Annotated in this window: 9 protein-coding genes; 4 read left to right on the top strand and 5 right to left on the bottom strand. The window is 38.5% G+C overall.

From position 1 onward, the window contains the following. Positions 1 to 24 precede the first annotated feature (24 nt). The gene (locus tag CXY28_RS00540) at positions 25 to 1,167 is read right to left on the bottom strand and encodes an alanine dehydrogenase (protein WP_100979143.1); all 1,143 of its coding nucleotides are present in this window, start codon (positions 1,165 to 1,167) and stop codon (positions 25 to 27) included. Positions 1,168 to 1,370: 203 nt separating this feature from the next. Between CXY28_RS00540 and rocF the strand changes: the two genes are divergently transcribed. Then, a complete protein-coding gene (gene rocF, locus CXY28_RS00535; RefSeq protein ID WP_100979142.1) occupies positions 1,371 to 2,339 on the top strand; it encodes an arginase in 969 nt (322 codons plus the stop codon). 528 nt (positions 2,340 to 2,867) lie between these two features. Beyond that, on the top strand, positions 2,868 to 5,393 hold the full coding sequence (locus tag CXY28_RS00530; protein ID WP_198542576.1) for a TonB-dependent receptor family protein: 2,526 nt from the start codon (positions 2,868 to 2,870) through the stop codon (positions 5,391 to 5,393). Between the two features lie 89 nt (positions 5,394 to 5,482). Here CXY28_RS00530 and CXY28_RS00525 read toward each other — a convergent pair whose 3' ends face one another. Further along, positions 5,483 to 6,190 (bottom strand): YgjP family zinc-dependent metalloprotease, encoded by a 708-nt coding sequence (locus CXY28_RS00525; protein WP_100979140.1) that lies wholly within the window; start codon positions 6,188 to 6,190, stop codon positions 5,483 to 5,485. After that, entirely contained in the window at positions 6,190 to 9,165 is a 2,976-nt protein-coding gene (locus CXY28_RS00520) for a type I restriction endonuclease subunit R (RefSeq protein WP_198542575.1), read from the bottom strand. Before CXY28_RS00520 ends, CXY28_RS00525 begins: the two co-directional genes overlap by 1 nt. A 70-nt stretch (positions 9,166 to 9,235) precedes the next feature. Between CXY28_RS00520 and CXY28_RS00515 the strand changes: the two genes are divergently transcribed. Further along, positions 9,236 to 11,686, top strand: coding sequence for a type I restriction-modification system subunit M (locus CXY28_RS00515; RefSeq protein ID WP_100979138.1), 2,451 nt, complete (start codon positions 9,236 to 9,238; stop codon positions 11,684 to 11,686). A gap of 7 nt (positions 11,687 to 11,693) precedes the next feature. Continuing rightward, a complete protein-coding gene (locus CXY28_RS00510) occupies positions 11,694 to 12,884 on the top strand; it encodes a restriction endonuclease subunit S (protein ID WP_100979137.1) in 1,191 nt (396 codons plus the stop codon). A 294-nt stretch (positions 12,885 to 13,178) separates the two neighbouring features. Here CXY28_RS00510 and CXY28_RS00505 read toward each other — a convergent pair whose 3' ends face one another. Both CXY28_RS00505 and CXY28_RS00500 read right to left on the bottom strand, forming a co-directional pair. Next, positions 13,179 to 14,090, bottom strand: coding sequence for an LPP20 family lipoprotein (locus CXY28_RS00505; RefSeq protein ID WP_015643579.1), 912 nt, complete (start codon positions 14,088 to 14,090; stop codon positions 13,179 to 13,181). Between the two features lie 9 nt (positions 14,091 to 14,099). Next, a complete protein-coding gene (locus tag CXY28_RS00500; RefSeq protein WP_198542574.1) occupies positions 14,100 to 14,444 on the bottom strand; it encodes a hypothetical protein in 345 nt (114 codons plus the stop codon). Positions 14,445 to 14,449 lie beyond the last annotated feature (5 nt).

Here is a 14,449-nt window from a genome sequence, read left to right as displayed (position 1 = left end):
CATGCTCTTTTTTACAACTTATTGTTAAAGCTCCTTTAAAATCTCTAAAGGCGATTTGAACGCCAGATTGAACGCTTTAGCGATGCCTTCTTGGGTGATATAGCCGTTATAAGCGCTCAAGCCTCCAAGGGTGTTTGCCACGATTTTAGTGTTGGCTGTTAAAAAACCCTTCAAGCCATGCTCTAAATAATACAATAAATACGGCACGCTCGCATGGCTATAAGCCGTAGAACTCGTTTTAGCGACAATCCCTGGCATGTTCGGCACGCCATAATGCAACAAATCCTCTTCCACATACACCGGGTTAGAATGGCTTGTCTGGCGTATGGTCTCTATGCACCCCCCTAAATCGCAAGCCACATCAATGACTACCCCTTGTTTTTGCATGTATTTTAAATGCCTTCTTAAGATCACTTTAGGGGTTTGGCTCGCTGTAACTAACACCGCTCCCACTAGACCCACCGCCCCACTTAAAGCTTGAATGATATTGGCTTCATTCACGCTTAAGACTTCTAAATCATACAAATGGTAATAGAGGTGGTTTTGCAATTTAGCGTAGTCTAATTCCAAAATCGTTACTTTAGCCCCCATTTGGCTTAAGACTTTCGCGCTCTCCATGCCAACCACACCGCCCCCAACTACGACAATTTTAGCCCTTTGCGTGCCCGATAAACCCCCTAGCATGACCCCCTTACCCATAAACCCCTTAACATGCTCTAAAGCCAGCAAATAATGCTGGACTAAATGCGCGGCCAACCTCCCAGCCACCACGCTCATAGGCGCTAAAATAGGGTAGTCGTTTTTAGGCCCGGCAATGGTTTCAGTGCAAATAGAAGTGATTTTTTTGTCTATAAACATTTCGCACAAGCTTTTTTGATACGCTAGATCCAAATAACTAAACAGCGTGGCTTTTTCTTTTAACAAAGGGTATTCATGCTCTAAAGGCTCTTTGCATTTGACCACTAAATCCTGCCCCCACGCTGTTTTAGAATCCACGATTTTAGCCCCCACGCTTTCATACGCTTCGTTACTATAACCGCTATTAGCGCCGGCATGATTTTCCACCAAGACTTCCACGCCCTTTTGAACGATTAGCGCCACATCATCAGGCACCAAAGCCACTCGTGATTCCAAATCCATGCTTTCTTTAACTAGCCCAATAGTCATGTTAATCCTTTAAATAGTAGTGTCAGTTATGATTATATTCGCTCAATAAGACTATTGGAGTGTTTTTCTGTCAAAAACTTGAATGGTTTTACTCTTTTACACAATGAAATTGTTCTATTTGTTATCCATTTGCTTATTAATAATTGGTTGTTAATTTTGGTTTAGAATAGAGATCATTAGAGGGGATTTGAAGGAGTTATAAAATGATTTTAGTAGGATTAGAAGCGGAATTGGGAGCGTCAAAAAGAGGCACCGATAAAGGGGTTAGGCGTTTGAGAGAAGCTTTGAGTAAAACGCATGGCGATGTGATTAAAGGCATGCAAACGATCACTCAAGAGCGGTGCGTGCTTTATAAAGAGTTTAGATACGCTAAGAATTTTGAAGATTACTACCTTTTTTGTAAAGAAAATTTGATCCCTTGCATGAAAGAAGTGTTTGAGAAAAAAGAATTCCCTTTGATTTTAAGCTCAGAGCATGCGAACATGTTTGGGATTTTCCAAGCCTTTAGGAGCGTTCATAAAGACAAAAAAATAGGGATTTTGTATCTAGATGCGCATGCGGATATTCACACGGCTTATGACAGCGATACAAAGCACATTCACGGCATGCCTTTAGGCATGGTTTTAAATCGTGTCCGTAGCGGGGTTAATCGCATGAGCGAGAGCGAAGAAAAGGCATGGCAAAAGCTCTGCTCTTTGGGGTTGGAAAAGGGAGGGTTAGAAATGGATCCTAAATGTTTGGTGTATTTTGGGGTAAGAAGCACAGAACAGAGCGAAAGAGATGTGATTAAGGAATTAGAAATCCCTTTATTTAGCGTGGGTGCGATAAGAGAAAACATGCAAGGAGTGGTTCAAAAAACCAAAGAATTGTTAAAAGCGGTGGATATTATTTACCTTAGCTTGGATTTAGACATTATGGATGGCAAGCTTTTCACTTCTACCGGCGTGCGTGAAAATAACGGGTTGAGTTTTGATGAATTAAGGCAATTACTGGGCTTGCTTTTGGAAAGTTTTAAAGACCGATTAGGAGCGGTTGAGGTAACCGAATACAACCCCACGGTGAGCGTCAAACACAATAACGAAGAAGAAAAGCAGGTTTTAGAAATTTTGGATCTCATCATCAATCGCTGCAAGATTAAAGACAAGGAGCGATCTTTTGCAATGAGTAGCTGATCGCTTTTCAAACCAAACGATTAGGAAGTTGAAAAAGTTGAAAAATGAAACCAACAACAAGAAGCATCAAGAAAGAATGAGAGTAAAATGCTTTTGATCAAGGATTTTAAGGCTAAAATGGTATGTACACAAACACAAAAAGGTAATCATTTAGGGCGTTAGCGCTTTTAAGGTCATTTAAAGCTTAGGCCTAGATTATCGGTTTATGGATTTTGTTCTATAAGGGGCAGTATTTTGAAAAGTTAAACCACTCAAATATTTGATACAAAAAATGTCTTGTGCGTTTTGAGAACGCATGCAAGCTATTTGTGTGTCAAAAATGGGTATTTTCTACTAAAACCAAGCGAAATCAAAAAAAAAAAAAAGATTTTCATGGGATTAATAAAATTTTAAGAATTTTTATGATAAAATTTCGCACATTATTAAGTTTTTTTTGTTTTTATTACTTAATAGGCGTTGGTTGTTAGTGCGATTTTACTTGAAAAATTTAAATCATTTTTTAATCTCTCAAAACATAAGGAGTTTGTGTTGCATAAAAAAGTTCTGTTGGCTTTAACTGCTAGCTTGATTTGCCAAGAGTTTTTGTTCGCTAAGGAAAAAGACTACACTTTGGGCAAGGTTTCTACTTCCGGGAAAAAGGATAGATCTGATTATTCTGGGCAGGTCAATTTGGGTTATAGCGGGATTACCGCGCCTAAGAGTTGGCAAGATGAAGAAGTGAAAAAATACACAGGAAGCCGCACGGTGATCTCTAACAAAGCGCTCACCCAACAAGCTAACCAAAGCATTGAAGAAGCTTTACAGAATGTCCCCGGTCTGCAAATTAGGAACGCGACAGGTGTAGGGGCTATGCCCACTATCCAAATCCGTGGCTTTGGAGCTGGGGGTTCAGGGCATAGCGATGCGACGCTGATGTTAGTTAATGGTATTCCTGTTTATATGGCCCCCTACGCCCACATTGAGCTAGACATTTTCCCCGTTACCTTTCAAGCCATTGATCGCATTGATGTGATTAAAGGTGGAGGCAGCGTGCAATACGGGCCTAACACTTATGGGGGTATTGTCAATATCATCACTAAGCCTATCCCTACTCAATGGGAAAACCAAGCGGCTGAAAGGATCACTTATTGGGCTAAGGCTAGAAACGCCGGGTTTGCCGCTCCCCCTGATAAAACCGGCGATCCTTCTTTCATCAAGTCTTTAGGCAACAACCTCCTCTACAACACTTATGTGAGGAGCGGAGGGATGATCAATAAACATGTGGGTATCCAAGCGCAAGCTAACTGGGTTAGAGGGCAAGGCTTTAGGGACAACAGCCCCTCTAGTATTTCAAACTATTGGCTGGATGGGGTCTATGACATTAACGAGAACAATGGGATTAAAGCCTATTACCAATACTACGATTTTGCTATCGCTCAACCGGGATCACTCAGCGAGCAAGATTACAAAATAAACCGCTTCGCTAATTTACGCCCCTTCAACCAAAAAGGCGGACGCTCCCAACGCTTTGGGGCTGTGTATGAAAACCGCTTCGGGGATTTAGACAAAGTGGGCGGGACTTTCAGCTTCACTTACTACGGACAATTGATGACTAGGGACTTTCAAGTGAGCTCTAGCTACAATAGTGCTAACATGGTTACTTGTTTTAGCGAAGCGGCATGCAGGGCGGCAGGACTTCCGGCAGGGTATAACTTGGCTGTGCCTTATTATGCCACTAACTACAATGGTTGGGCAGAAGTAGAAAACCCTGTGCGCTCCATTAACAACGCTTTTGAGCCTAAAGTGAATCTGATCGTCAATACCGGGAAAGTCAAGCAAACCTTTATCATGGGCTTGCGTTTCATGACCACCACCTTTTTACAACGCCAATACTTAAACACCAATGAATGCGCCACCAAAACGAGCGGTGAGGGGGCAGGATTCTTGTGTGAGGGCCCTAACGTGATGAGCGGTTGGAAACCCCACATCAAGCATGGCGTTTATAGAAACTGGAATAACTGGCGTAACAATTACACGGCAGTTTATTTGAGCGATCGCATTGAAGCTTGGGATGGGCGCTTTTTTATTGTGCCTGGTTTGCGCTACGCTTTTGTGCAATACAACAACGAAAATGCGGCTAACTGGATGCAAATCCCTGAGAAGGATTTAAGAAAAATCAAGCACATGAACAATTGGATGCCCTCAACCAACATTGGCTTTATCCCCGTACAAGGCGATCACAATGTGCTTACCTACTTTAACTACCAACGCTCTTTTGTCCCGCCTCAATTAGACGTTTTGAGCTATGGAGGAGCGGAGTATTTTACCCAACACTTTGACACTGTGGAAGCAGGAGCGCGCTACACCTATAAAGATAAATTCAGCTTCAATGCGGACTACTTTAGGATTTGGGCGCGCGATTTTGCCACCGGGCAGTATTCAGTCTATACAAGCGGCCCTATGAAAGGTAATGTGCGCCCCATTAATGGCTATTCTCAAGGCGTGGAGCTGGAATTGTATTACAGGCCTATTAGAGGGTTGCAATTCCATGCCGCTTTCAACTACATTGACACTCGTGTAACCAGCCATGGCCCTTTAACCGACTTGAACGGGGATGTGCTAAAAGGGACTAGCTATAACAAGCATTTCCCTTTTGTAAGCCCTTTCCAGTTCATTTTTGACGCTCGTTACAACTGGCGTAAAACCACCATTGGTATTTCTAGCTATTTTTATAGCCGCGCTTATAGCGGGATTAGCAACAGCGCAGCAGGAGGCTATTACGGGATGCAATATTATAGTGGGGGGAACAACTATGAAAGCGTTCTTAATAGCGGTTATCAATGCGAAGCTTGGTGCATGACCCAACATGAAGGGCTCTTGCCTTGGTATTGGGTGTGGAATATCCAAGTGAGCCAAATTTTCTGGGAAAACGGGAGACACAGAGTTACAGGAAGCTTGCAAATCAATAATATCTTTAACATGAAGTATTATTTTACAGGGATTGGCTCTAGCCCTGCAGGCTTGCAACCTGCGCCTGGAAGATCAGTTACAGCGTATTTGAACTACACTTTCTAAAAGCTTTAAAAAGGAGGGGGATTGTTGCACGATGATGAGCCGCTCAAGTTAGCCGCTTAGCGATTTTATTGAAATGATGAAATCTTCATTTAAGAATACTCCAAATAAGCCTCTTTGAGGCTGGCCTTAGCCCTTTGCCAATTAGGCAAATATAAGCTCAGCAAATCCCTAAAATATTCGTTATGGTGGCGCGCTTTTAAATGCAATAATTCATGCACAACCACATATTCAATGCCCTTTCTAGGCGCTTTAGCCAATTCCAAATTAAAAAGTAGGGTGCGTTTAGCAATATTGCAACTCCCCCATATCCGTTTCATTTTTTGGATTCTAAAGCTTTGTATGCTTTCGTTTAAAATCTTTTCGTATTGGTTGATATAGGTTTGTATTTTTTCTCTTAAAACTTGTCTGTAATAGTTTTCTAACACTTTTAAGCGGTTTTCTAAGCTTGTCTTTTGATGGACATGCAAGATTAAATATTTAGGGCTTTGGAGGACGAAGTGTTTTTTTATAGTGTGTTCAATTTTTAATAAATAGCGTTTCCCAAAAAGATAATGGCTTTCTCTCTCTAGCATTCCTCTTTGGCTTTGTCTGTTTTGGTTTAAAAAATTTTGTTGCTGTTCTTTTATCCAAGGGAGTCTTTTAATCAAAGAAAGCCTAAGGCTCTCATCGTTTAAAGCTAGGGGGCAAGACACATGCACAGAGCCATCAGGCGGGCAAACGCTAATGTGTAAATGCTTAATATCCTTTTTTTCTATAGCGATGTTGGTATTATTTAAAGTCAAACAATAAGCGTTCATTAGCGATACTCCTCTATGTGTTTGGCTAAATTAAAGACATTTTCTAACAAACCCTCATCGTTTATGATTTTTCTTAAAGCGATTTTAAGGTTTTTTTCTTTTTGATTATGCCCCACCCAACCATCTTTTTTATTACCCCTGATGCATGCGTCTATATCTAGGGCTAAGGCTTCATTTTCATCTAAATTATTATAGAGGGTTTTTAAAGCGTTAGTGTTGATCTTTTTAGGGTAATTTCTATTTTCTTTATCAATAACTTTTTTGGCTAAGTCGTGGATTTGTTGCAAGTATTCTAAATAGGTTAATTTCTTTTCTCTAAACTGGAAAATCAAATCGTTTAAAAGCGAAGATAATTTTTCGTAATACTTAGGATCGCTCGCTTCTTTTTCTATAATGCGTTTTTTAGTGTTGTTAGCGATGCTTTCTGCCATAGAGCTTTCATTTTTAAATACTTGAGATAACGCCTTATTAAAATCATCAATATCCATTTGGGCTAAAACTTCACACAGCCCTTGATCTTCTATTTGGAATAACACCTCGCTATCCGTGGTTTTAATGTAAGCGTCTAAGATCCTACGCATGTCTTCGCTATAGCTTTTTAAATCCACGCTATCCCCACTACTCAAGCCAACCGCTTTTTGTAAATGCCTATAAAATTCCGCTTCTTGTTTGATTGTTTGCATTTCTTCTTTAGAATAAATGGGCTTTTCTAAGTTATTCAATTCCACAAACATTCTTAAAAACGCGCCAACAAGCTGGTAAAACAACCGCCTTTTTTGAGCGTTTTTTTCTAAATCGCTCCCACAAAAATAAGCGATATAATCCATTTCATCTTTTGGCTCTTTCACGCTTTCACAAAGCGATTTTAACTGATCTTTAGTTTCTTCTAATCTTTTCTTAATCTTTTGGGCTTTGTCAGAGATAAACCCTTGAATGTCTTCTCTTTCATAGTTTTCAAACGCTTTATTGGTGTAATCGCTGTGCGCTTCTTGTAGGCTATCAAATAAATCCTTATAGTCTATGATACAGCCAAAATCCTTATCTTCGCTATCTAGTCTATTCACCCTGCACACCGCTTGAAAAAGCTCATGATCTTGCATTTTCTTATCAATATATAAATAAGTGAGGCTTGGCGCATCAAAACCGGTCAATAGCTTATCCACCACGATCAATAGCTTCATTCTATTAGGCTCATTAATAAAACGCTCTTTAACTTTTTCTTCAAACTCTTTAATTTTATTAAGGGCTTTTTTCTCATCTTTTTCATTAAAAAAGTTTTGCAGCATTTTACAATAAGCGCGGTATTTGTAACTCTCTTCGTTCTCATCGCTCCCGCAATCTTTCAGATCAGCGATATTGGGTTCATAGCTTGTGATCACAGCCACCTTATCCTTTAATTCTGTTTCTAAAAAGAGTTCAAAATACCGGCATGCGTTATACACGCTTTCAGCCACCAGCATGGCATTCCCCTTTTCACTCCTTAATCGTGGGAGTTTTGCCATATCCAATACAATATCTTGCACAATGCGAGCTAATCTGTCTTTAGTGGAAAAAACTTTTTGCAAATTAACCCATTTCTTTTTAAGCTCTGTTTTAGCCGTTTCATTCAAGCCTTGGGTTTTTAATTCAAAATATTCGTCTAGCTTTTCAGGGTTACTGACATATTGATCCACGCTTCTGGCTTCATAGTTTAAATCTAGCACCACTTTATCGCTAACGGCTTCATTAAATTTATAGCAATGGATATAATTCCCAAACACTTCCTGGCTTGTCTTTTTATCTTGCTTCAATAAAGGCGTGCCGCTAAAGGCGATAAAAATCGCATTAGGGAGCAGGCTTTTCATGGCTTTATGCAATTTACCGCCTTGGGTTCTGTGGCATTCATCCACTAAAACAACCCATTCCTTTAAAACAGGTTGTTTTTTTAAATCTTCTAAGTCGTTTTCATCAAACTTATGCACAAGCGAGCCAACCAAAAATTCCTTATTTTCAAACAGCACGCTCAATAAATCCTTCTTGCTGTCTGCACGATGAATAGCCTCGCCTATCCCACTAAACACGCCTTGAATTTGAGCGTCTAATTCCCTCCTGTCCGTAACGATTAAAACCCTTGCTTGCTTGATATTCTTTCTTAGCCATCTAGTAAGCCACACCATAGTCAAGCTCTTACCGCTGCCTTGCGTGTGCCAGATAATCCCCCCTTCTTTTCTTTTGATAAATTCTTGCGTTTTTTTAATTGCAAAATATTGGTGGAACCTGGCGCATTTCTTTTTCCCCTTATCAAAAATCAAGAAATCATGGATAAATTCTAAAAACCTTTCTTTTTTTAAAAAGCATTCAATCGTCTCAAACAAATTTTTTAAAACGCCCTCTTCTTTCCAAGAAAGGTAGTATTTTTCTTTAGTCTCTATGACGCCATACCTTAGCCCTTGACTTTCATTGCCCGCCATAACCAATTGGATCGTTTTAAAAAAATCTCTAATAAATTCTTTCTTTTGGTTGTCTAAATTTTGCCTGATACCGCTTTCTACGCTCACGCTGGATTTTTTCAATTCTAGCACCCCTAAAGCGATCCCATTAACGTAAAGCACTATGTCCGGCCGTTTTGCGTTTGGCCCTTTAACGCTCACTTCTTCAGCCACGCTAAATTCATTCTTAGAAACATCTTTCCAATCAATGAGATAAGTCGTTTGGAAGTTTTCATTCTGGCTTATTTTAGTTTTCACGCCATAAATCAAAAGCTCGTAAAATGTTTGATTCGCTTCGTATAAATCGTTTTTTAAAGCGTTATAGATTTCTTGCTCAATTTTATGCCACCTTTCATCATTGATTTTTTGATTTTTAATTAGCCATGCCTTCAAGCTTTCTTTATTAATGTTTTCATTATCGCTCTTTGTTAAATCCCCTAAATACGCATAGCCCATGCTTTTAAAAGTTTCTATGACTTGTTTTTGAACTTCTTTTTCTGTTTTCATCATAAACCCCTTAAGAACGCTTTCTATCGCTTTATATTATAATCCTAAAAACAAAATAGGGCAATTAAAAATGGCGATCAAAAAAAGCGAATTGTATAGCTCTTTATGGGCTGGAGCGGATAGTTTGAGGGGCGGGATGGATGCGAGCGAGTATAAAAACTATGTTTTGAACCTGCTTTTTTTAAAATACATCAGCGATAAAGCCAGAAACAATAATTTTAGCGAAATAGAAGTGCCGCAAGGGTGCTTTTATGAAGACATTCTCGCTTTAGAGGGCGATAAGGAAATAGGCGACAAGCTCAATAAAATCATCGCCAAGATCGCAGAGCGAAACGATTTAAAAGGCGCGATTGACAGCGTGGATTTTAACGATAACACCAAGCTTGGAGAGGGTAAAGCGATGATAGACACCCTTTCTAATCTGGTTAAAATCTTTGCCGATTTGAGTTTGGGCGCGCATGGGGCTTTAGACGATGATTTATTGGGCGATGCTTACGAATATTTAATGCGCCATTTTGCCAGCGAATCCGGTAAATCCAAAGGGCAGTTTTACACCCCTAGCGAAGTTTCGCTTTTATTGTCCCTTTTGCTTGGCATTGATGAAAACACCAGACAGGATAAAAGCATCTATGATCCCACTTGCGGGAGCGGTTCGTTATTGTTGAAAGCTTCTAGCTTGGCCGGCAAAAAAGGCTTAACTATCTATGGTCAAGAAAAAGACATTTCCACCACAGCCCTTTGTAAAATGAATATGATCTTACACAATAGCGCTGATGCTGATATTGCTAAAGGGGGTTCTAGCACCCTTTCTAACCCCCTTTTTATTGAAAATGGCATGCTAAAAACCTTTGATTATGTCGTGGCTAACCCTCCCTTTAGCTTGAAAAACTGGACTGACGGGCTAAGCATAGACCCTAAAAGCAAGCAAGTCATTAACGATCGTTTCAATCGTTTTGAAGACGGCACGCCCCCTGAAAAAAATGGCGATTTTGCTTTTTTACTCCATATCATCAAATCCTTAAAAAACACAGGCAAAGGGGCAGTGATTTTACCTCATGGGGTGTTATTTAGGGGGAATGCTGAGGCGCAAATCAGAAAAAATCTTTTAACAAAAGGCTATATTAAAAGCGTGATAGGCCTAGCCCCTAATCTTTTTTATGGCACTTCCATTCCTGCATGTGTGGTTGTTTTAGACAAAGAAAACGCGCACGCCAGAAAGGGCGTTTTTTTGATAGATGCGAGCAAGGATTTTAAAAAAGACGGCAATAAAAACCGCTTGAGAGAGCAAGATGTCCAAAAAATGATAGACACTTTTAACGCTTTAAAAGAAATCCCTTATTATTCCAAAATGGTAAGCCTAGAAGAAATTAGCGCTAATGACTACAACTTGAATATCCCGCGCTACATTGCCTCCCAACAAGAATCAGAAAAAGACTTGTTCGCTTTAATCAACAGCCACAAGGCCAGTTATTTGCCCCAAAACGAAATTGAAATCTACGACCCTTATTTTCAAGTGTTTAAAGAGCTAAAAAACACGCTTTTTAAAAAAAGTGATAAAGAGGGTTATTACGCTTTAAAAACAGAATGCGAAAACATTAAAGAATTAATCACTCAAAGTTTAGAATACCAAACTTTCCACGCTTCTGTTTTAAGCGCTTTTGACCGATTGGAACTATCCACAACTTTTAATGATTTAGAGCCAGGTTTTAACCCAAAAACCCTCATAGAAAGCGTTTGCTCAAGGGTTTTATACGAATTTGAAAAAATAGAAATTTTAGACAAATACGGCGTGTATCAGCTCTTTAAAGATTACTATAACGAAGTCTTGCAAGACGATTGGTTCCTTCTTTCATTCAATGGCTTTAGAAGCGCTAAAGAATTAAGGAAATTAACCCCCCTAAAAGACAAAAACAAAAAAGCCAATTATTTAGAGGAGCCGGATTTTATCATTCAAAAAACCTACTATAAAAGCGATCTAATCCCTAAAAACTTGATCAAACAACGCTTTTTTGAAAAAGAAGCGAAAGAATTAGAAGAATTAGAAAACGCCCTCAACGAAAAAGAGGCTCTTTTAGATGAATTTATAGAAGAGCATTCTAACGAAGAGGGGCTTTTTTATGAGTTGAAAATCAATGAAAGCGTTTTGAAAAAAGAGCTAAAAAACGCCACCGATTCAGAAGATAAGAAAATCCTAAAAACCGCTTTAGAATGGCTAGAGGCTAAAAACAAGGCGCTAAAAATGAAAAATAAAGCTTATGAGGAGCTGGAATTAAAAGCGTTCCACCAGTATAAAAACCTTGAAATCAATGAAATTAAGGATCTCATCATCAAAGACAAATGGCTTAACAGCCTAAAAAACGCCCTAGAAAACAAGATTTTAAACGCTATCAACGCTTTTACTAGCGCCCTTAATGAAATCATTTCAAGCTACTCTAACAGCTTGTTAGAATTAGATAAAGAAGTCAAAGAGAGCGAATCAAAAGTTTTAGAGCATTTGAAAGATTTGGGGTTAATGGGGTGATAAACGCATGGACGCATTAACAACGCCATCAAATTGGCAAAAAGTAAGGCTTGGGGATATTGGCAAACCATGCATGTGTAAAAGAGTTATGAAACATCAAACAACACAATATGGCGAAATTCCATTCTATAAAATAGGCACATTTGGCAACACCGCCGATGCCTTTATTTCAAAAAAGCTATTTTTAGAATACAAAACAAAATATTCTTTTCCAAAAAAAGGCGATATTTTAATTTCTGCTTCCGGAACTATTGGTAGGGCAGTCATTTATGACGGAAAACCCGCTTATTTTCAAGACTCAAATATTGTTTGGATTGACAACGATGAAACATTAGTAAAAAATGATTTTTTATTTTATGCTTATTCTAATATTAAATGGAATACAGAACATACAACTATCTTAAGACTTTATAACGATAATTTTAAAAATACTTTAATCCCCCTACCCCCTCTAAACGAACAAATCGCTATCGCTAACATTTTAAGCGATGTGGATCGTTATCTTTATTCTTTAGACGCCCTCATTCTTAAAAAAGAAAGCGTTAAAAAAGCCTTAAGCTTTGAACTATTGAGCCAAAGAAAACGCTTGAAAGGCTTCAATCAAAATTGGCAAAGAGTGAGGCTTGGGGATATATGTTATTTAAAAAATGGTTTTTCTTTTAAAAGTGATTTATTCAAAAATATGGGAATTCCTATCATACGGATTTCAAATATCTCTAGTGTAGATAATTGTATCAATACGAATGATTTAGTTTTTTATGACCCTATTTTAATAGATAATGATTATATTCTAAAGCAAGGCGACTTAATTTTAGCTATGTCTGGTGCAACAACTGGAAAATCTTGTCTTTACAATTTGAACAAAATTGCCTATCTAAATCAGCGTGTAGGAGTCTTTAGAGCAAAAACTTCATTTTGCTATGATTTTCTTGTCCAATTTGTTTTTTCCGAACTTTTTACCTCACGATTAAAACTTATACTTACAGCCGGAGCTCAGCCAAATATAAGTTCTTTTGATATTGAAGATTTTGAAATCCCCATACCCCCTCTAAACGAACAAATCGCTATCGCTAACATTTTAAGCACTTTAGATAATGAGATCACAAGCCTTAAAAACAAAAAACGCCAATTTGAAAACATCAAAAAAGCTTTAAACCACGATTTAATGAGCGCTAAAATCAGGGTTTTAAAAAAATAAAACCTAAAAAAGGCTAAAAAGCATTTTTACAATCAATAATAAAAGAGCTTGCACAGCAAGTGATAGGCTCTTAAAAAAGATTTTAGTTTTTGTTAATTTTAATTTTTAGTGGGTGTGGTTTTAGATGAGTTTGTGGGATAAAGAGTATTGAATAATGTTTTAGTTTATTTGGCGAGAACAAAAGCCATGAATTTTTAGAGAGTTATTTTAAGGGGTGCGAAAACGCCACGCTAAACAAAAATAATGACACTACAAAACTGAATGAATAAGCACAAAGCAAGATTAATACCTTGCTTATAGCCCCGTATTGCCCTGCCCTTCTTTATTGGCATAATCTTTCAATTCTTTATAAAGCAAAGATTGCAAGCGCGTGATAGCAAAATTCTTATTCTTTTCATCCACTTCAAGGCTTCTATTCAATACGGGTGTGCCTTGACAATCGCTCGCACTAACAACCACTCTAATGCGTGTGGTGCCATCAGCGCTGTCTGTGAAAACTTCATTTTTGATTTGATAGAGTTTTTCTTCATCGCTAGGGGTTAGCACTCTGGCGTAAGCACTTATGAGAGCGTTTTTAATCTCTGTATCGCTGTTGTTATCAAAAGTGATTTGCACTTTAGGTTTGAAAGCGTTTTGATAATAGATTTTTTCATAATTTTCTAACGAACTCACCGGGACAGAATACGCTTTTAAAATCCTTTCTATAGGCATCGCTTTAGCCAATAAATCCCCCATGCTCTTGGATTGCTGTAAAAAAACCCCTTTACAAACCTTAGGCATTAAGGTGGAAAACTGCCCATAAAGAGCGTTATACTTATCCCTTAAACCCTGCAAAAACAAGTTTTGGTTAATCCTTACTCTGGTGTAGTAGATCCCTTTTTGTGCTTCTTGATTGACAATTTCTACATTATTCAATTCTAAGTCATCGGTTTTTAAGTTAATCGTTTGCGAATCACTGGATTTTAACTTATTATCCACACGACTTTTTTGAATGTGGATTTGTGAATTAACCACCACGCTAATAGACGCCACTAAATCCGCTAACGCTTTTTGTTTAGAAGCTTCTTTAGAAGTGGCTGAACCACTCCCATAAAGATAGCCTTTTTGGGTGTTTGTTTTGTTGTAGGCCTTGCTATACCACTTAGGCTCTGCGCTTAAATTCGTGCCCACAAAAGCCATAAGGCATGCAAGAATAATCTTTTTCATTATTAATCCTTACTCATTCGTTAAAGCGACATGCTTCTTAGTGATCTTTAGAAGCACATAAACTTTATCCGTATCAATAAAAGTGGCCTTTAGCTCACTAGCCTTAATCTCTATTTTATCCCCCTTGAAAGCTTCCATCACTTTCTCTAAGGCGTTTTGTCTGGCTGAGGACAAGCTATAATCCATATCATCTGAAAGCAATATATCGCTCATCCCACACACTAAAAATTTCTCATCTTTGGTTTGGGTCTTTTCAATCTGCACTTCTTTTGAGCAATCCCTAGCCCACTTAGGCAAGGATTTCCCCCACGCCACTCCCAACACCAAAGCAAGCGCAATAGCAAGGCGTTTCATCAAAA

Source organism: Helicobacter pylori (assembly GCF_002832345.1).
In the GTDB taxonomy this organism is placed as follows: domain Bacteria; phylum Campylobacterota; class Campylobacteria; order Campylobacterales; family Helicobacteraceae; genus Helicobacter; species Helicobacter pylori_CP.
The sequence above is the reverse complement of the archived record's forward strand: the minus strand, read 5'-3'. Positions and strand labels throughout refer to the sequence as shown.